19 protein-coding genes are annotated in these 19,165 nt (G+C 47.5%); 9 read left to right on the plus strand and 10 right to left on the minus strand.

Going from position 1 to position 19,165, the window contains the following annotated elements; translation table 11 throughout:
• Together H6H02_RS26840 and H6H02_RS00005 are read right to left on the minus strand one after the other, a co-directional pair.
• On the minus strand, positions 1-228 hold a 228-nt coding region (locus H6H02_RS26840; protein ID WP_206757256.1), incomplete at its 3' end, for a hypothetical protein.
• Between the two features lie 104 nt (positions 229-332).
• Positions 333-701: an EamA family transporter gene (locus tag H6H02_RS00005; protein WP_190813447.1), complete on the minus strand. Its 369-nt coding sequence runs from the start codon at positions 699-701 to the stop codon at positions 333-335.
• 116 nt (positions 702-817) lie between these two features.
• Here H6H02_RS00005 and H6H02_RS00010 point away from each other — a divergent pair, with 116 nt between their 5' ends.
• Both H6H02_RS00010 and obgE read left to right on the plus strand, forming a co-directional pair.
• Entirely contained in the window at positions 818-1,504 is a 687-nt protein-coding gene (locus H6H02_RS00010) for a Mo-dependent nitrogenase C-terminal domain-containing protein (protein ID WP_190813449.1), read from the plus strand.
• A gap of 107 nt (positions 1,505-1,611) precedes the next feature.
• Positions 1,612-2,631 carry a GTPase ObgE gene (gene obgE / locus H6H02_RS00015; protein ID WP_190813452.1) on the plus strand — a complete coding sequence of 340 codons (1,020 nt, stop codon included), beginning with the start codon at positions 1,612-1,614 and terminating at the stop codon, positions 2,629-2,631.
• A gap of 79 nt (positions 2,632-2,710) precedes the next feature.
• Here obgE and H6H02_RS00020 read toward each other — a convergent pair whose 3' ends face one another.
• The 4 genes from H6H02_RS00020 to H6H02_RS00035 all read right to left on the minus strand — a co-directional run bounded on the left by H6H02_RS00020 (position 2,711) and on the right by H6H02_RS00035 (position 6,991).
• Positions 2,711-3,505, minus strand: a complete 795-nt coding sequence (locus tag H6H02_RS00020) for a class I SAM-dependent methyltransferase (RefSeq protein WP_190813454.1) — start codon at positions 3,503-3,505, stop codon at positions 2,711-2,713.
• A gap of 93 nt (positions 3,506-3,598) precedes the next feature.
• Positions 3,599-5,209 (minus strand): 2-isopropylmalate synthase, encoded by a 1,611-nt coding sequence (locus H6H02_RS00025; RefSeq protein ID WP_190813459.1) that lies wholly within the window; start codon positions 5,207-5,209, stop codon positions 3,599-3,601.
• A gap of 100 nt (positions 5,210-5,309) precedes the next feature.
• Complete coding sequence (locus H6H02_RS00030; protein WP_190414139.1) at positions 5,310-5,831, minus strand: NYN domain-containing protein; 522 nt, start codon at positions 5,829-5,831, stop codon at positions 5,310-5,312.
• A 317-nt stretch (positions 5,832-6,148) separates the two neighbouring features.
• Positions 6,149-6,991 carry a sulfurtransferase gene (locus H6H02_RS00035; protein ID WP_190813461.1) on the minus strand — a complete coding sequence of 281 codons (843 nt, stop codon included), beginning with the start codon at positions 6,989-6,991 and terminating at the stop codon, positions 6,149-6,151.
• A 595-nt stretch (positions 6,992-7,586) separates the two neighbouring features.
• Here H6H02_RS00035 and H6H02_RS00040 point away from each other — a divergent pair.
• Entirely contained in the window at positions 7,587-8,495 is a 909-nt protein-coding gene (locus tag H6H02_RS00040) for an MnmC family methyltransferase (RefSeq protein WP_190813463.1), read from the plus strand.
• Between the two features lie 321 nt (positions 8,496-8,816).
• Entirely contained in the window at positions 8,817-9,863 is a 1,047-nt protein-coding gene (locus H6H02_RS00045) for a two-component system response regulator (RefSeq protein ID WP_190813465.1), read from the plus strand.
• Here the strand turns inward: H6H02_RS00045 and H6H02_RS00050 are convergent.
• Positions 9,821-9,961: a hypothetical protein gene (locus tag H6H02_RS00050; protein WP_190813467.1), complete on the minus strand. Its 141-nt coding sequence runs from the start codon at positions 9,959-9,961 to the stop codon at positions 9,821-9,823. The genes H6H02_RS00045 and H6H02_RS00050 overlap by 43 nt on opposite strands.
• A gap of 56 nt (positions 9,962-10,017) precedes the next feature.
• Between H6H02_RS00050 and glmU the strand changes: the two genes are divergently transcribed.
• Positions 10,018-11,409, plus strand: a complete 1,392-nt coding sequence (glmU, locus tag H6H02_RS00055) for a bifunctional UDP-N-acetylglucosamine diphosphorylase/glucosamine-1-phosphate N-acetyltransferase GlmU (RefSeq protein WP_190813469.1) — start codon at positions 10,018-10,020, stop codon at positions 11,407-11,409.
• A gap of 282 nt (positions 11,410-11,691) precedes the next feature.
• On the opposite strand, the gene H6H02_RS00060 is transcribed toward glmU, so the two are convergent.
• Together H6H02_RS00060 and H6H02_RS00065 are read right to left on the minus strand one after the other, a co-directional pair.
• Positions 11,692-12,651, minus strand: a complete 960-nt coding sequence (locus H6H02_RS00060) for an isoaspartyl peptidase/L-asparaginase (RefSeq protein ID WP_190813471.1) — start codon at positions 12,649-12,651, stop codon at positions 11,692-11,694.
• A 111-nt stretch (positions 12,652-12,762) separates the two neighbouring features.
• On the minus strand, positions 12,763-12,915 hold the full coding sequence (locus H6H02_RS00065) for a DUF2256 domain-containing protein (protein WP_190814162.1): 153 nt from the start codon (positions 12,913-12,915) through the stop codon (positions 12,763-12,765).
• Between the two features lie 113 nt (positions 12,916-13,028).
• On the opposite strand from H6H02_RS00065, the gene H6H02_RS00070 reads away from it, so the two are divergent.
• Both H6H02_RS00070 and H6H02_RS00075 read left to right on the plus strand, forming a co-directional pair.
• Entirely contained in the window at positions 13,029-13,862 is an 834-nt protein-coding gene (locus H6H02_RS00070; RefSeq protein WP_190813473.1) for an RNA methyltransferase, read from the plus strand.
• A 199-nt stretch (positions 13,863-14,061) separates the two neighbouring features.
• Positions 14,062-15,882, plus strand: coding sequence for a serine hydrolase (locus H6H02_RS00075; protein WP_347342549.1), 1,821 nt, complete (start codon positions 14,062-14,064; stop codon positions 15,880-15,882).
• A 607-nt stretch (positions 15,883-16,489) separates the two neighbouring features.
• Here H6H02_RS00075 and H6H02_RS00085 read toward each other — a convergent pair.
• Positions 16,490-16,780 carry a Ycf66 family protein gene (locus tag H6H02_RS00085; RefSeq protein WP_190414708.1) on the minus strand — a complete coding sequence of 97 codons (291 nt, stop codon included), beginning with the start codon at positions 16,778-16,780 and terminating at the stop codon, positions 16,490-16,492.
• A gap of 217 nt (positions 16,781-16,997) precedes the next feature.
• On the opposite strand from H6H02_RS00085, the gene H6H02_RS00090 reads away from it, so the two are divergent.
• Both H6H02_RS00090 and H6H02_RS00095 read left to right on the plus strand, forming a co-directional pair.
• Positions 16,998-18,455, plus strand: a complete 1,458-nt coding sequence (locus tag H6H02_RS00090; RefSeq protein ID WP_190814166.1) for an ATP-dependent DNA helicase RecQ — start codon at positions 16,998-17,000, stop codon at positions 18,453-18,455.
• A 79-nt stretch (positions 18,456-18,534) separates the two neighbouring features.
• Positions 18,535-19,077: a GNAT family N-acetyltransferase gene (locus H6H02_RS00095; protein WP_190813476.1), complete on the plus strand. Its 543-nt coding sequence runs from the start codon at positions 18,535-18,537 to the stop codon at positions 19,075-19,077.
• Positions 19,078-19,165 lie beyond the last annotated feature (88 nt).

Genomic DNA, 19,165 nt, shown 5'->3' on the forward strand with positions numbered 1-19,165 from the left:
TATCAGTTCTCTGACCCTAGATGAGATGCGGCTGGCTTTGCCGAACGAATTCGCCAGCACTGGCACATTGAAAATCAGCTGCATTGGTCTAAAGACGCGGTTCTCCAGGAGGATGAGGCTCCTTTGTGCGATGGCTATGCCCCTGCTAATTTCGCCATTGTGCGGACAATCGCACTGAATTTGTTTCGTCAAGCGGGTTTCCCTTCTATCACTAAAGGGCTTCGACATTTATCTCATGATGTACATCGTTTATTTTCCTTTTTTCAATGAATCAGCCCTGCCTTTTCAAGGGGGGGTTAAGAAAAAGTGGCGCAGGGCGTAATGCACAAAATTTAGTTTTTCCAAATCACCAACACCACACCGCTGACAATCAGACCCAAACCGATTGCACGGCTCAAAGGAATCGCTTCTCGGAAAATAAAATAACCTAGCAGCACAGAGAATATATAAGTCAGACTCACCGCAGGGCCAGCGATGCTGAGATTCACCCGCGTCAGTAGCAAAATATAAGCAAACGCCCCTAAACCATAGCAAGCCAGACCTGCTAGAAGTTCTGGTGTACTGAGAATGCTCAAAAGATGACCGATCCAATTATCTACATTGACTCTGCCTAACTTCAAAGCTCCAGCTTTGAGCAAAAATTGCCCTGCAACGCTCGCTAGGATCGAAATCAGGAATAATCCAAATTCTGGTGAATTCACAGAAATATCAATAAAGTGAGGAGATCCGTCTATAAGTTTACAGCCATCCGAGGCAGAGCCAGAGCTAGAATCGACTCAAAGCGATCGCAACGTAAATTCAAGTAAATCAGAGTGTTATGACGAGCGTACTTCAATCTCCCTATACCAGCGAGCAAATGGCGGTTTGGATACGCGGCTTGCTAATGGTTGCCTGGGCAGACGGCAATTTTGACGCCGAAGAACAGAAATTAATTTCATCGTTGACTCAGAACGAAATAGCGCCAACAATGGATTTGGGGTCGATCGAACCGATTACGGCTGATGAATTAGCAGCGGCTTTTAAGGAAGACCCCAGAGGCGCAGAAGATTTCCTACGTACCGCTGTTATGGTGGCAGTCGCAGATGGCGTTTATTCCGTCAGCGAGGATGAATTGCTATTCCAGTTTTGTGAGGCATTAGGACAGCAGCCAAAGGCGCTTTCATTGCTGCGGCAAACGCTGATTCCGACGCCGGAAAGCGAGATTTCCTCTGACTCGGACAAAGGAGCAGCGGCTCGCATTCGGCAGCGGGATGTGCTGCGACCTGTACGGGTATGGCTCGATGGGTTAGAAATTCACGATTCCCGATTGGCAAGATTCTTGTGCAAAATGATTCCTGCTCAGTGCCCGTTTGAGCGCGATGTCAAGCTATTTGGTCACAAAATTGTCCACATCCCGCCCCTGTGTAAGCTCAATCCTATCTACGAGCAGTTAGTGGGTTTGCGCTTCCGAGCTTTGTCCTATTTGGCGGATGATTGTGGTGAAGATGTGTCACCGTATTGTTAATGGAAGACTGGCTAATGGCTAATGGTTCATGATTCATGGTTCATGGTTCATGGCATCCCGGAGCAAACAATCAATCGGTAACAATTAGCAATTAGCAAAGGAAATTTATGCAATTTATCGATCAGGTAGAAGTAGAAGTTGAGGCGGGAAAAGGCGGCGATGGAATTGTCGCTTTCCGACGAGAAAAATATGTGCCAGCTGGGGGGCCATCCGGAGGGAATGGAGGTCGCGGTGGTTCGCTGATTCTAGAGGTGGTTGAGAATTTGCAAACCTTGCTGGACTTTAAGTATGCCCATCGTTTCAAGGCTGAGGATGGGGCGCGGGGAGGACCAAATAATCGCACGGGTGCCGCAGGGCGCGATCGCGTGATTCATGTTCCCCGTGGCACGATGGTTTATGATGCCGAAACGGATGAGTTGCTGAGCGATTTGGTCGAAACCGGGCAAACTTTCTGTGTGGCTCAGGGTGGCAAGGGAGGACTGGGAAATCAGCACTTCCTGAGCAATCGCAATCGAGCGCCGGATTATGCTTTAGATGGGTTGCCGGGTGAAAAACGGCAGTTGCGTTTGGAATTGAAGCTCTTAGCTGAGGTGGGGATCATTGGTTTACCCAATGCCGGTAAGTCTACGCTAATTTCGGCGATTTCAGCGGCACGACCGAAGGTTGCAGATTATCCTTTTACAACGTTGGTGCCGAATTTGGGTGTGGTACGCAAACCCAGCGGTGACGGTACTGTATTTGCGGATATTCCTGGTTTAATTGAGGGTGCCCATACGGGTGCCGGGTTGGGACACGACTTTTTGCGTCATATCGAGCGCACCCGATTACTGCTGCACTTGATTGATGCGACCAGCGAAGATCCAATTAGCGCGTATCAAACGATACAGCAGGAGTTGCACTCTTACGGTCGAGGGCTGGCAGATCGTCCGCAAATTGTGGCGCTGAGCAAGGTGGATGCGACCGATCCAGATAATGATGTGGAAGCGATCGCGCAACAGCTTCGTCAGTTAAGCCATGCGCCAGTTTTCCTGATTTCAGCGGTCGCCCGCATTGGACTAGATCAATTGTTGCAGGAAGTTTGGCAGACTCTTGCTCAACTGGATGAAGTAGCAGCCATTAATCATTAGAAATGAAAAATTAAAAATGCAAGAATTTATCTTTCATTTTTAATTTTTACTTCCAACTTTTGCTCTTGAGTAATACAACTCATTTCGTTGCGACTACAGCAAGATTCCAGGCAAAACGCTTCATTAAAGGAATCTTTTTAAAACCGGCATCCAGCTTCTCTAACCGTTGGTAACTCGGTGCCAATCTTTCATGTTCAATAATAATTTTCTTCCAGTAACGCTCTTTATTGGGATCGATTTTTTCTATCAAATAAAAGCGCAAGAAAATCCACAGCGTTGCTAACCAAAACGTATCGTAAGACGTTTCTAAAAACTGGGATTTTACAAAATCGACAATATTAATATCTAGCGGCGTTTCATCTTCAGTTCGCACTTTCGTCGCAATCCGCCGGTACACGTTAATGACTGGATTGTGTTTCAGGGGGTCCCAGAAACAAGCTTTTCCACCAGGTTTAAGTACCCGGTGCATTTCCCGAATGGCAAGTTTCGGATTGGGTAAATGGTGCAACAAATTCGAGGCGTAGACAATATCGAAACTATTATCGGGGCAATCGAGAGCGATCGCATTCATGGTTCGCCCCTCAATCTCGACGCCGTTTTTCTCTGCCAGTTGCAGCGCAACTTCCACCATGCCGGGAGAGTAGTCAGATGCTACGCACAGCGCCCCTTTTTTAGCAAAATAAACGCTATTTTCCCCAGCACCACACCCTAAATCGAGAAGCTTTTTGCCTCTGATATCTCCCAGTTTTCTGAGGATGAAACGATTTTCAGGGGCAGTACAAGCTTCAAAATAATCTTTAACTTTGATTCCATCTACATCAATGGTGGATGCCCATTGATCGTGGAATTTTTTCTCTTTGTCAAAAATATCCATGATTTAAGAATTAAACGCGAAGGTTCGCAAAGGTAAACGCAAAGGTACGCAAAGGATTTTCTCACTTTGCGTACCTCTGTGGCTATTTGCGGTTTATACTTTTTGGGAGATTACGGCCGATCGCGTCTCTTCTTTTTCCAAGACAACATACAACCGATTCAGGGCGTTGACATAGGCTTGGGCGGAGGCGACGATGATATCGGTGTTGGCAGCATGACCGGAAAATACTCGATCTTGGTGCCGTAGGCGAATCGTGACTTCTCCGATGGCGTCAATTCCAGCCGTTACTGATTGAACGGAAAATTCAATCAGTTGGTTGGGGACGTTGACGACGCGGTTGATTGCTTTATAAACGGCATCTACGGGTCCCGTACCAATGGCGGCGTCTGTTAGTTCTTCGCCTGCGGGAGTGCGAAGTGTAACGGTTGCGGTGGGCTGGGAGTTGCTGCCGCAAGAGACTTGCACCAATTCTAGGCGGAAAAGTTCTGGGGCTTGTTGGATTTCATCGTTGGCGATCGCTTCCAAATCCCAATCGGTGATTTCTTTCTTTTTATCCGCTAAGTCTTTAAACTTCAGAAAGGCTTTATTTAACTCGCTTTCTGATAGTTCAAACCCCAATTCTTTCAGCCGAGCGCTGAAGGCATGACGACCGGAATGTTTGCCCAGTACAATCTGATTATCGGTTAAACCGATAGATTGGGCATCCATGATTTCGTAGGTGAGCTTGTTTTTCAGCACCCCATCTTGGTGAATGCCAGACTCGTGTGCAAAAGCATTTGCGCCCACAATTGCTTTATTCGGCTGCACCAACATCCCTGTTAAGTTGGAAACTAACCGGGAAGTCTTGTAAATCTGCTTTGTGTCAATATTCGTGAGGGGTTCTTCTGACTCCTCAGGGCGTCCTAAAAATGGATTGTAATACTGACGCCGGACATGGAGTGCCATCACCAATTCTTCCAGTGAAGCATTCCCTGCTCTTTCGCCAATGCCGTTGATGGTGCATTCTAGCTGGCGTGCGCCATTTTTCACGGCTTCCAAGAAATTCGCAACTGCCAAGCCTAAGTCATTATGACCGTGTACGGAAATAATGGCTTGGTCAATATTCGGCACGTTCTCTTTAATTCCCTTAATTAAGTTACCAAACTCGCTGGGAGTCATGTAACCGACGGTATCGGGAATATTGACCGTTTTGGCACCCGCTGCAATCGTCCGCTCTAGCACTTGGTAGAGGAACTCTGGATCGGAGCGAGCGGCATCCATTGGGGAGAATTCTACATCGTCCATGAAGGATTTAGCGTAGGCGACCATTTCTTCTGCGATCGCTAACACTTCAGGCCGTGTCTTTCTGAGCTGATATTCTAAGTGAATATCAGAGGTCGAAATAAAGGTGTGAATCCGACCCTTTACTGCCGGTTTTAGCGATTCTGCGGCGGCCTCAATATCTGCTTTGATCGCCCTTGCCAAACTACAGATAACGGGACCGTCTTCTGTCCCTACTGTCTTGGCAATTTTCTGAACTGCCTCGAAATCTCCTGGGCTAGCATAAGCGAAACCCGCTTCGATTACATCCACACCCAAACGAGCCAATTGTCGAGCAATGCTCAGCTTTTCGTCTACGTTTAGAGTTGCGCCGGGGCACTGTTCCCCATCTCGAAGGGTCGTATCGAAAATAATGATCCGGTCTTGGTTAGGTTCGACTTTCATAGTTCAAAAAAACACATCCTTCAACTTTGATTCATTAGCCGTTAGTTATTGCATCACTTCTTGCTAATTAGTTATAGCCAAAAAAACTAAGGTTTGAGGGCTAATATTCAGTCTTTTCAATAAATTCCCGAATTTCGTTCAGGTCGATATAACGGTCTGTGGCGTTTCTCAGCTCTCTCGCTATCATTCCTTCTGTGGAAACTACTGTAATATGCGTATTTTTAGAACGTAACAGTTCGATGGCTCGTTCAAAATCGCCATCTCCACTGAATAAAACTACCCGGTCGTACTGCTCTACTGTATTAAACATATCGACAACAATTTCAATATCTAAGTTCGCCTTTTGTGAATAGCGACCGGAAGTGTCATCGTAATACTCTTTAAGAATTTTTGTACGGACGGTGTATCCCAAACTAATTAGTGCGTCTCGAAATCCCCGCTGATCCTGCGGATCTTTTAGCCCGGTGTACCAGAAAGCATTGATGAGATTTGTATCGGGTTGTTCCTTTCTGAAGTATTCCAATACTCGTCTAGGATCGAAAAACCAACCATTTTTTTGTTGAGCGTAGAACATATTGTTCCCGTCTACAAAAATAGAAAGACGGTTCATTAAGAAAGCCATAGAAACTAAAACCTAAAATTTGTAGAAAAGAATTTTAGTGGAATGATTTATTCTAGCAATTAGTTACGAATAGTTATTCATAAGTACTTTAGTGCAATCCCAATTTCTTTTTATCTTTCCGAGTTTCTCAAACCCTGCTGGCATTCAGGAGGTTTTGAGGGTAAAATCGGCGATTAAAGTCGAAAAAGGGAAATAGCACTGATAAAGTCAAACATAACTTCTTCTTTAAACTCTACCTTAGTTGAGGACTCTGTTACTGTCCTAGTGGGCACTATCGTATAATTAGGGCAAGTACTTAGGCACTGCCTTTATAGTATTTACAGGTAGGAACACCAATCACTCCAACTACCAGCATATAGCTTGCCAGTGTGAACTCCCGCTATTTCTAAAGACAACAGATTCACGCAGGCAGTAACGCCAGAACCGCAGTAGACTAAAACCTCCTCGGCTTGCTCTAAGCCTACCCATCGTGCGCGTTGTTCCGTCATCGGTCGTAGGTAAGATTGACTAGTTGATACTTCCTGCCAAGGATAGTTTACGGCTCCGGGGATATGACCAGCAATCGGGTCGATGGGTTCTTGTTCGCCAGAAAAGCGATCGCTTTCCCGCGAATCTACCAATACCACTCCAGGCAAGTCTTTTCTGGCTTTGACGGTTTCAATATCGACTACCCAGTCTTGTCGCACCTGAGGCACAAACTTGCCTCTGTGTGGCGTTGGCAGAACGTCTGTAACCGGATATTCCGCTGCCTGCCATCCGGAAAAGCCGCCATCTAGCAAAGCCACGCGATCATGCCCTAGGTAACGCAGCAGCCACCAGAGACGTGCAGCAAAGGCAAATCGGGAATCATCATAGGCGACAACCAAGGTTTCCTGACAATTTACCCCAATGGCTGCTAACTTATTGGCTAATTCATCGGGATTGGGCAATGGATGCCTTCCCCCGTGCTGTCCGGCGGGTGCAGAAAGGTCTTTGTTGAGATCCAGATAGTGGGCACCGGGAATGTGACTGGTGAGATACTGTTGGTGTCCTAATTCCGGATTGGCGAGGGAAAAGCGACAGTCCACAACGATAACTTGCGAAGGCTCCGGAGCCGCTGCGCTAAGGTTCAGGTGTTCGGAAAGCCACTGGGCGGAAACGACAAAAGGGGTATCGGTCATTGACTTGACTCTCTGCAATCAAAACAGTGTACAAGTCTTCAGGGAGCGATCGCATCTGTGTTGCCGATGCAATGCTGGGCAAGCGATCGCGTTTTTGTTTGGAGTTCAGCCCTAAATATCCATGTGGCTCACTTACAATTTATAGGGTTAGATGAGTGTTAGGAGTCATCAAACTAAATGACAAAACCCGAAATTATCGCCAAGCGGGAAAGGTTAGATTTTTACCAAGGCTAAGTCAGTCTCACAAAATAAACTGCAAACAGTTGGTAATGAATTTAATAAGCAGTATGCTAAATTTTCAAGCCCGTCAACAAGCTTTCATGAGAGGTTTTTAAGAGTAGAGGACTGCGAGTTTTATCACTTTAAAAATTACTTAAATCGGCATTTTGGTAATCCGGGCTTCATGTTCTCTCTTATTGAAAAGTCCGAAGTAATTGATGCATTACGTAAACACTGGGTTTAAGAGTCGGCAAATGCAGCCGAAGTCGTGAGATTTTCCTAAGATTCACTCATCCTCTTGACAAATTAAATTTAGTTTCAACTGAGCTTAAGCAGCTTTTATAGTGCTTTAATAACCTACCTTTCTCTCTGAAAAATGCAAGATATGGGCATCTTTACACCCCAACTTACCGCTGATGGCTCATTCACCTTCTTTTCAGAAGAGTTTGGTGAAACTTTTCATAGTCAGCAGGGTGCGAAGAAGGAAGCCGAACTTAAGTTTGTCGAACCGACTCAACTTAGGCAGAAAGCACAGCAACCAACATTACATTTGTTAGATATTTGCTATGGTCTGGGCTACAACACCGCAGCGGCTTTGGAAACGATTTGGAAAGTGAATCCGAATTGCCGAGTCGAGTGGAGGGGGCTGGAATTAGATGTAGCGGTGCCGAAAGCAGCGATCGCGCATCATCTCTTGAACCACTGGAACCCAGAACACGCTCAAATTTTCCACCAGCTAGCCACTTCTGGCAAAATTCAGACCGAACGCCTGAATGCTCAGCTAATTCTGGGGGATGCCAGAGCCACAATTCAGCAGATATACTACTCAAACTTCCGGGCAGATGCGATTTTTCTCGATCCTTTTTCACCCCCCCGATGTCCGCAATTGTGGACGGTGGAGTTCTTGAGCTGGGTTGCCAAGTGCTTAAAACCCGATGGGAGACTTGCCACTTATTCTTGTGCAGCGGCGGTGCGGGCTGCTCTAATCGCGGCTGGGTTGCAAATTGGCGCGACATTCCCTGTGGGAAGGCGATCGCCTGGAACGGTCGCTAGTTTTACGACCCTAGATTTAGTGGCGCTTTCATTACAAGAACAAGAGCATTTGCACACCAAAGCTGCCATTCCCTACTGTGACCCTAATCTGTGTGACCCTGCTGATGCGATTTTGCAGCGTCGTCAAATCGCTCAACAAGCCAGTGCTTTAGAGCCAACCTCTCATTGGAAAAAGCGTTGGTATTTCCATCCCGACTCGGAATTCCATCGCTCCAGCAGAATCGGGCTTTAGAATAAACTTCTGCTAGTCCCCGATCGGGATTCAATGCGATCGCTCAGTTGGTCTGCTTCCAAACTGCGGTGTATAATCGTAGCATTCTTGGCAACCGCTCAAGTGAAATATTATTAACTTTTTAGAACAGCTTGACAAACCCCGGATATCCAGAGAATCCCTGAAATTTTGAAGGTTATCAAAAGATTAAATCTATACCTTCATGTCTGAGGGCTGGAGCTGAAATCAAGATTTCCGATTAAAGCTGTTAATATCCGTGAAAAACCCGATCTCAGGGTTAAGCGATTCGATCATACTAAAAACAAATTTATGTTATAAATCATGCTCAATTTATCAACTGCTGCTGCTGCTTCTCAAACAAACTCTTCTTCAGTGAGCTTTCTAGATTCGGAGTTGCCCAAAATTCTGGTGGTTGACGATCATCCCTCCAGCCGCATGACGGCGGTAGCACTCCTGTCGGTAGAAGGGTACGAAGTTTTGGAGGCAGAAAGTGGGCCAGATGCATTGAAGCGTGTCGTCGAGTGCAATCCAGATTTAATTCTGCTGGATGTAATGATGCCGGGTATGGATGGGTTTGAGGTATGTCGGAAGCTAAAACAAGACGAACAAACCCGCCTGATTCCGGTTGTTTTCATCACAGCGCTCAATGACCGGCGATCGCGCATTCTGGGTATTGAGGCAGGTGGAGATGATTTTCTGACCAAACCCTTCGATCGCTTAGAACTCTCTGCCAGAGTCCGGTCTCTTGTCCAGCAAAAGCGCTTGAATGAAGACTTGGATCACGCCGAACAAGTCCTATTCTCGATCGCCCGCAGTGTTGAAAGCCGCGATCCCGTGACTGGCGATCACTGTGGAAGACTGGTGGATATGGGGAAAGCTTTTGGTGAATTTCTGAATCTTTCTCGCAACGAAGTTCGAGATTTGATGTGGGGAGGTTATCTCCATGACATTGGTAAAGTAGGGATTCCCGACGCCGTGCTGCTCAAAACTGGGAAACTCAATGACGAAGAATGGGTAATTATGAAGCAGCACGTTCTGATTGGTGAGAAAATTTGTAAGCCCCTGCGAACCATGCGGGGCGTCATTCCGATTATTCGTAATCACCATGAACGCTGGGATGGAACGGGTTATCCCGATGGTTTGGCTAAAGAGGAGATTCCCTTTCTGGCCCAGGTTTTTCAAATTATTGATATTTACGATGCCCTGACAAGCGAACGTCCCTACAAACGCGCGTTTACACCGGCAGAAGCCTTAGAAATTTTTGCAGAAGAAACGGCAAAAGGTTGGAGAAATCCTCAATTAGTAGAGAAGTTTACTGAGTTTATTCAATCAGTTCCCCTCGCTGAAACGCTGCCAGAAGCCGTGTAGGGGCGAACCGACAGGTCGGCTGGCTCAAAAATTAGTCGGATGCTGGCGGCTGATTGGGTCAAGGCTTCACCGACAAAGAACCACGAATGCTCTTTCATGGTTCATGCTTCATCCTTTATTGTTTTAGCTGGTCTGATAACGCGAAAAGCTGAATATGGTAGCAGTAGCAATTCTTGCAGCAGGACGGGGGACACGGATGAAATCGAATCTGCCCAAGGTCCTACATTCCTTGGGAGGGCGATCGCTCGTCGAACGGGTTCTCCATAGTCTGTCTGAAGTCGAACCATCAAGGTGCCACATCATCGTTGGATATCAAGGCGATCGCATCATAGACGCCTTGGGAGAGGTCATCGATCGATTACCTCCACTTCCCACTCTGGAGTTTGTCGAACAAACCCAGCAGTTGGGCACGGGTCATGCCGTCCAGCAATTACTCCCCCATCTGGAAGGCTTCACCGGCGATTTGCTGGTTTTAAATGGGGATGTCCCGTTATTGCGATCGCAAACGCTTAAAAATCTGCTGCAAACTCACCGAGAGCATCAGAACATTGCGACCCTCCTCACCGCCCAAATGCCCAACCCCAAAGGCTATGGGCGGGTTTTTTGTAATGGTCAAAATCTAGTTAAAGAGATTGTAGAAGACCGGGACTGCACGCCTGCTCAAAAGCAAAATCGCCGGATTAACGCAGGGGTTTACTGCTTCAATTGGCCGCAACTGGAAAAAGTATTGCCACAACTGGTAGCGAACAACGATCAGCAGGAATACTATCTGACTGATGCGGTTAAATTCATGGAGCCGGTGATGGCTGTGGATGTGGAGGATTACCAGGAAATCCTGGGAATCAACGACCGTAAACAACTTAGCAATGCTTACGAAATTTTACAAGAGCGGGTCAAGGATGCCTGGATGGCGGCGGGTGTGACTTTAGTGAGTCCAGACACAATCACCATTGATGACACGGTACAGTTGCAACCGGATGTGGTGATCGAACCGCAAACTCATCTGCGGGGAAATACCGCGATCGCATCTGGGAGTTGCATTGGCCCTGGTAGCTTGATTGAAAATAGCCAGATTGGGGAAAATGTCACGGTAGTTTATTCCGTGGTGACTGACAGTGTGGTTAAAAATGGTACGCGGATTGGCCCCTACGCCCATTTACGCGGTCATGTAGAAGTCGGGGAATCTTGCCGCATCGGAAATTTTGTGGAACTGAAAAATAGCACTTTGGGCGATCGCACGAATGCTGCCCACCTGTCCTATTTAGGCGATGCTACTTTAGGGAATAAAGTGAATATTGGGGCAGGGACAATTACTGCTAATTATGACGGCGTGAAGAAGCATCGTACCAAAATCGGCGATCGCACGAAAACCGGCTCCAACAGTGTTCTGGTTGCGCCGGTGACACTGGGAGAAGACGTAACGGTTGCAGCCGGGTCTGTGGTCACGAAAGACGTTCTAGATGATTCTTTGGTAATCGCCCGTGCCCGTCAAATCGTCAGAAAGGGCTGGCGGTTAAAACCTCAATCGGAAGAATCACCCAGTTAACTTTAGCCATTGGCGTTGCCCAAAATCCGCCACTTCAATATTTTTGAGCGAACCTCTCCCTCACCTCTCCGACAAGGCTACCGTTTACACATCTTGTACAGAATGCGAAACGCTGTCCGATCCCCCTTGCATCCCCCTTAAAAAGGGGGACTTTGACTTCAGTCCCCCCTTTTTAAGGGGGTTGGGGGGATCAAAACGTTGTGGGGCAACATCAGAAGACTTGTGTGTACACGGTAGCCGATAACGGGGGGGAAAAGGGCTGGGATTTTGTTGAAGATTGAGCTAACCAATGAAGCCAGATAGGGTGTCACCCGTCCATTCCAAGGTGTCCCCCATCTGTTCGCCAGTGTGAAAAGCGGCGAGGAGGACTTCGCTCGTTTTCCCAAATGCGATCGCTCCAGTTGCATCAATCCCAATCGCCCCAAAATCCCGCTGACGCCCACGCGCTTCAGTAAAGGAACGCTCAAAAGCATCTGCTAGAGACAAACCATCCGTCACCCGCACCACAATCCGCGCCGCCAGACATTCATCAATAATGTCTTCTCCAATCCCCGTACAGCTAATCGCCGCTTGAGCAGTCGCGTAATTCCCCGCAGGCATTGCCGAATCGCTGACTCGACCAATCCGCTCAAAACCCTTGCCTCCCGTCGAAGTGCCTGCGGCTAAATTTCCCTGACCATCCAGAACCACCACTCCAATCGTGCCGCGTCCAGCTTCTGGGTCATCCACCAGCTCTTTTTCAGCCACAACCCCAGCGGCTTCTTTAATAAAATTCTCGCTCCGCTCTTGCAGCCACTCTTGCAAGCGAATCTCGATCATTGGATTGTAAATCGGAACTTGCAATTCCCGCACGAGTTCTGCCGACCCGTAATCTGATAGCACGCGATCGGGAGAAGCTTGTAAAGCTTGAGCTAGGTCAATGGGATGTTGAACGCGCGATACATTAATCACGCCGCTCAATCGCTGAATTCCCCCATCCATCAGCGAGGCACTCATGCGAATTTGACCATCTGATTGCAGTACCGAACCCGTTCCCGCATTAAAGCGGGGATCGTCTTCCATCAAGTGGCAACCATGCACCACTGCTGCTTGGGCAGTTGCTCCTGCCAACAGCAGGGTATAAACTTCTTCCACTACTTTGTAGAGTGACTTGCGGACTGCGTCAGCCCCCTCTTGACTTTTGAGGGCGCTACCGGCACCACCGTGAATAATCACCTTGGGTTGCACCTGATTTACTGACATATTTCAATCCTTTGTAATTTTTAATCCATTAGTTAGCCTTGATTTCAGATTTCAGATTTGTGATGTTTTCAATCCAGGCATCCAAAATCTAAACTTGGGCTTTTACGTGTGCTAATTGGCTTGGGTGCGACGGCGGCGACAGCGCTCCGAACAGTATTTCACATCATCCCAACAATCGGCCCATTTTTTGCGCCAGGTGAAGGGACGCTGACATACCGGGCAAATTTTGCTGGGTAAGTCGGACTTGGAGCGAACACGCTTCATGCTAATTTGACGATACATTGCCAATATTCAATTTTACGAAATCGATCGGAACTATGGTAATTATGTCCGCCCATAGAGAGATGCGCTTTTAGACTATTTTATTATTTTGAATCATGGATGAGAATAGATTAGCCAGGGTGCGGATTGTATTAGTAGAGCCAGCAGGCCCGCTGAACGTAGGTTCTGTGGCTCGCGCGATGAAAAATATGGGATTGCGGCAGTTGGTGCTGGTGAATCCCCAATGCGATCGCCTCTCGAAAGAAGCAACAGATATGGCAGTTCATGCCCTAGACGTACTGGAATCGGCTCAGGTAGTCGCGACGATCCCAGAAGCATTACAAGGGTGCGTGAAAGCGATCGCCACCACGACCCGCCCTCGAACCTTAGAAACGCCGCTAGAAAATCCCAGAATCGCTTTACCTTGGTTGCTGGAAGAACCGCTGCCATCAGCATTGCTCTTTGGCCCAGAAGATCGAGGGTTAAGTAATGTGGAATTAAACTATGCTCAGCGATTTGTACGCATTACCACTAATCCGGAGTATCCTTCATTAAATCTGGCTCAAGCAGTTGGCATTTGTTGTTACGAGCTTTACCAAAATTGGTCAGCCCTCAGCAGTCAGCCGCAAATCACTGGCAATCAACGGTACGAGAACGGTAGTGCCGTGCCCGTACCAACGGACAACCCCCAACTGACAATTGACCCTGCCTCATTAGAAGTTTTGGATGGGTATTATCAACAGATGGAAGCCGTGTTATTAAAAATGGGTTATCTCTATCCCCACACTGCCAGCAGGCGAATGGAAAAATTTCGGCGTCTGTTCAACCGAGCCAATCCCTCCAAAGCAGAAGTGGCAATGCTCCGAGGCATTTTCAGCCAGATGGACTGGGCGCTACAATTTCTGCCAGATTCTGTTACGAATGAATCAGAACAGCAAGACGCACCATAAAATAAGCAAAAGTTGGTAAGAACGTTACCGTTAGCGTTAGCAATGCGTTAGCAGTGTTGCGATAAGCAAAAGCATTCGTTCCCTTATGCAAGTGATAGACCCTGGAAAAGTAAAGCTAAAGCTTCGCCGGTACAGTGGTTAGTCACTCTTTATTAACAGGTAACAATTAACAATAACCATATTGGTGGAGGAGTTAGGAGTGACTCAGCAGTCTGAAACTCAGTCAGTTGTGTCAGAGGTGTCAGGAGGAAGTACGTTTAAAGACAATGGGCAAAGCCCAAACGGTTCATCCTCACCGAACCCACACAATCGTTCTGACATCCGCGAACGTCGGCGGGGGCAACAAAAAAGACAACCCGCGTCACGAAATCGACGCGATGTACTCAAAACTACGCCCTTGAGCGTGAGCCGTGAAGGGGTTGCGACGCCGCGAGGAAAGAATCAAAGTTCAGCAAGGATAGGTTTCGGTTTGAAAAATGCGCCCCTAGACACACAACAAAAGAAATCTTCCCCGTCCCTACGCACTCGAAACTCCTCCGGTGCCAGTCTGTCATTGCGACAGGGGGAGTCAAATAACGCTCCCAATCGTTCCTTAAGATCCACGACGCCCTCCACCACGCCAATCAGGAAATCACCCTTGCGGTTCGGTTCCGATGTGAATCAGGGAAGGCAGCGGATAGAAGCACCCCTACCCCAAACAAACCGTCGCCATCGCTCACGTCAAGGCGGTTCGATCCCCAATCAAAGTCTGCGCGAGGCAGTACGCCCTTACCCCGTCCCGTCCAAGGGGAATGTGAGACGCTTCCAAAAACGCCCTCCTTCCCAGCTAGCTCAGCCCGCAGGCACGCATAAGAGCGGGGGAACTTCACCTCAACGCCGGACGCGATCGCCCGGACGTCCGGTTTCTCCCTGGCTGTACGGTGCCCGTCTGCTCATCTTAGGGGTAGGACTTGGCGCGATCGCGGGAACTGTTTTATCGGCTTGGGACCCAGCAACCCGCCAGGTGGCAGGCGCTGCTAGCAAGGGGTCTGTCCTCCAGCAGTCAGCCGTCGGGGCGATTGGTCAAGCATCGGGACAAAAATCACCGGCTCAAGCTGACGCGGCGATGGGTGCGGCGGCGGGTACTTCCGCCCTGACGCTGAATCAAGAAATTCCAGCGCTGAAAGCACACCTACAGGCGCTGGTGACGCAAAATTCCAAATTAAATCCAGGCGTCTTTTTAGTAGAGTTGGAGACAGGTGCCTATCTCGACTTGTCGGGTAGCGAAACCTTCCCAGCGGCTAGCACGATTAAAGTGCCAATTCTCGTCGCCTTTTTCCAAGATGTGGATGCTGGAAAAATTCGTCTGGATGAACCGTTAACGTTAGAGAAAAATCTGATGGGTTCTGGTTCCGGCGATTTGCAGTACAAAAAGCCAGGGACGAAGTACACCGCCCTAGAGGTGGCAACTAAGATGATTGCGATTAGTGATAACACCGCTACCAATATGCTGATTCAGCGTTTGGGCGGTGCGGAGGCACTAAATCAGCGGTTCCAATCTTGGGGATTGACGTCAACCGTGATACACAACCCCCTACCGGACTTGGAAGGGACGAACACTACAAGTCCTAAAGAGTTGGCGACGGTGATGGCAATGGTCAATCAAGGCAATGTGGTCTCGGTGCCATCGCGCGATCGCATCTTGCATATCATGCAACAAACAGTGACAAATTCGTTGCTGCCACGGGGACTGGGTAAAGGCGCTAACATCGCCCACAAAACCGGCGATATTGGCTCTCTAATCGCGGACGTTGGCTTGATTGATATGCCCACTGGCAAGCGCTACATTGCTGCTGTGATGGTGCAACGCCCCCACAATGACGCGAAGGCCTCAGAGTTGATTCGCCAGGTATCTCGTGCAGCTTATCAACACTTCAACCAACCAGCGACACCACCCAGTTCGACGGAAGCGCCTTCAGGCATCTCTAGCCCAATTCCCAAGCCGATTACGGCGGGAAATCCTACGAGTTTTATTAATTAGCTGAAGTCACGCAAATTGGTGAAAATAAACTGAATTTATTGGGGCTGGTAATGGGTAATTGATAATCCGGAATTGCCCATAGTTAGCGATTAATTGCAACTGACCACCGATAGGAGGATAGCACAACCAACTGTGCTATCCTCAAAGCCTTATTACCTTTTTTCCTTGAAAAACGTAGTCATATTTAATTAGGTTGAGTAGTAAAAAATAAAAGGGCGATCGCTCTGAAGAATTACCGCTTTTTCACCGGACACTCTTCTTAATTTATCTGTGTCGCTCTAACCGCTCAATCACAATATCTTTCCCTATCATATAAAGGATTAATGAAAATAAAAGAAATTGCCCAAATTGTAAAACTGGATCTAAACGCCAACCTTGCAAAAATAAAATTATCCCGGAAATTAGCAGCAAACTTCTTATAATTACAGATACAAATTTATCTAATTTTAAAACTGAGTCACTCAAGTTATTTGTTCGTCTCGATGCTGCACCTCTAATTAAACTTAGGTAGGTGATAGCCAGAATAATATATAGTAGTCCTAAAATCGATGCTGAATTTAAACCAAAATTTATCATTTCATTAAATCCTTTATTATTTTAAATAAAATCAATATAAATTATCTTTAATAATTATGCAAATAATGACCCCTGTTAAAAGAAATTGTTCAAATTGAAGGATTGGATCTATACGCCAACCTTGAGACAATAACATTAAGCCACACCAGAACATTATTATTGGTAAAAGTAAAACTTGAATACCATAAAAAATTACCGATAAAGGCCTCATCTGTCTTGAACGTTCAATTATTAAAATAATAGTCATTATTGGATAAATAAAAGCAATAACCCAATACACTAAACCGAGTATCGAGGCTAAATTTAAACCGTAGTTAACCATTGAGGACACTCCTTTTTAAGAAAAAACTAAAACAAACTACGTTATATTGCGCTAAAGCTTAATATATCTTATTGCTAAGAACAGCCACTAGAATCAACCCTATTTGAGCTGTAGATGCTAGCCCTTCAGATTCCCAATTTCGAGAAAGAAGTCGGGGAGCTGTTATTCACGAATCATTTAGGATTGCTATAGAAGCGATCGCATCTACATACGAATGATGAATGATTCTGAAACAAAATCCTGGGAAGAAGTCCGCGTCGCCTTCAAAAAAATCTGGGGATATGATGATTTTCGACCTCCCCAAGGAGAAATTATTCGCAGCTTGTTGCAAAAGCAAGATGCCCTAATCGTGATGCCAACGGGCGGGGGAAAGTCGATTTGTTTTCAACTCCCGGCGCTACTGCAAACAGGGCTAACGTTAGTGATTTCGCCCTTGGTGGCGCTGATGGAAAATCAAGTGCAGGAATTGCGCGATCGCAAGTTACCCGCCGCCTTGTTGCATAGCGAAGTGCCGACTCACCAGCGACGGCAAACGCTGCAAACTCTTGAACATTTGAGATTATTGTACTTATCCCCAGAAACGCTGCTGAGTTCCCAAGTTTGGGAAAAGTTGTGTCAACCAAAACTAAAAATTAACGGCTTAATTCTCGATGAAGCGCATTGCTTAGTGCAGTGGGGAGAGACATTTCGACCAACTTATCGACGGCTGGGAGCGGTGCGACCGGCGCTGCTAAAATTAAAGCCAGCTGGGACAAAAATTGCGATCGCTGCCTTCACTGCTACTGCCGATCCCTCAGCGCAGCAAACCATCCAACAAGTCTTACAACTACAACAACCAGCGGTTTTTAAAAATAGCCCCTATCGGCAAAATCTACACCTGAAAGTGCAAACCATTTGGACACCCAGAGGACGCCGCCAAGGATTATTCAAGTTTATTCAGGAAAGACCCAAACAAGCGGGATTAGTTTACGTCCGCACCAGGCGAGATAGCGAAGAATTAACTCAGTTACTTAGCGATCGCGGTTATGCAACAGCAGCTTATCACGCGGGGTTGAGTCCAGAGGAACGGCGCTCAATTGAAGCGAGCTGGCTGAGCGATAAAATGCCTTTTGTAGTGTGTACCTGCGCCTTCGGCATGGGAATTAACAAACCCAATGTCAGGTGGGTTGTTCATTTTCACTCGCCTTTGCTACTTTCCGAGTACGTGCAGGAAGTGGGAAGAGCTGGACGAGATGGTAAATTATCTGAAGCTTTAACCTTGGTGAGCGAACGGACGGGGTGGCTGAACCCGGAGGATAAGCAAAGACGAGAATTTTTTGCTGGAAAGATGCGATCGCAATATCAAGAAGCTCAGCAACTCGCATCCAAACTCCCACCAAAAGGGGAAGTAACCGCCGTAACCAAACAGTTTCGAGACGGTGCTGTCGCTCTCGCTCTCCTCCATAGTGCTGGACAATTGGAGTGGCAAGATCCCTTCAATTATGTTCGGCGTTCGGTTGGAAAATCTCGCTCTTTTGGGGAACTCAGTAGCCAGCAGCAGCAAGTTCAGTCCCAGATGGCGCAATACCTGAACACGCGACAGTGCCGTTGGCAGTTTTTGTTACAGGCTTTTGGCTTCACCCAAGAGGCAGCTGGCTGGCGGTGCGGACACTGCGATAATTGCGCTCGACGCTAATCTTCGGAGTCCGTATCAGTCGTTAACCCGGTGCGAGCAACGTTGAAGATGAAGTAGGTTTTCACTTCCGAATGGAGCCATGTTTATTCAAACCGATCGCTTGCTGCTGCGGGAATTTACGGAAGCTGACTGGTCTGCCGTTTTAGCATATCAATCCACGCCAGCATATCAACGCTTTTATCCAGAGGTCGGGCGCACTGAGGCAGACGCTCGCGCCTTCGTTAATCGCTTCCTCCTGTGGCAGCAGGAAACGCCCCGATGGAGGTATCAATGGGCAGTCGTCCGGAGACAAGACGGACTGATTGGTAATTGCGGTATTCGCAAAAGCGATCGCGATGCCTCAGAAGCAGAAATTGGGTGTGAATTGGCTCCCGAACACTGGGGTCGAAATTATCCTATTGAAATGAGTCGTCCGCTACTGCAATTTGGCTTTACAGAGCTTGGACTGCATCGCATTTATGCACACTGTATCGCTGAGAATAGAGGGGCAGTGTCATTGGTGCAGAAACTTGGGATGACCCAAGAAGGTCGGTTGCGAGAGAATGTCAGCATCCGGGGGCAGTGGCATGACACGCTCGTATACGGCATCTTAAAGCAGGAATGGGAGGCGATGGTTGAATAACACCGGGCTAATATCAAATGTGTAAAATTGCCCATCATCAAAGAACCTCACCTCTAAAGCCTTGGAACTTGCCAGTAGCTAGCAAGCA

Source organism: Coleofasciculus sp. FACHB-1120 (assembly GCF_014698845.1).
In the GTDB taxonomy this organism is placed as follows: domain Bacteria; phylum Cyanobacteriota; class Cyanobacteriia; order Cyanobacteriales; family FACHB-T130; genus FACHB-T130.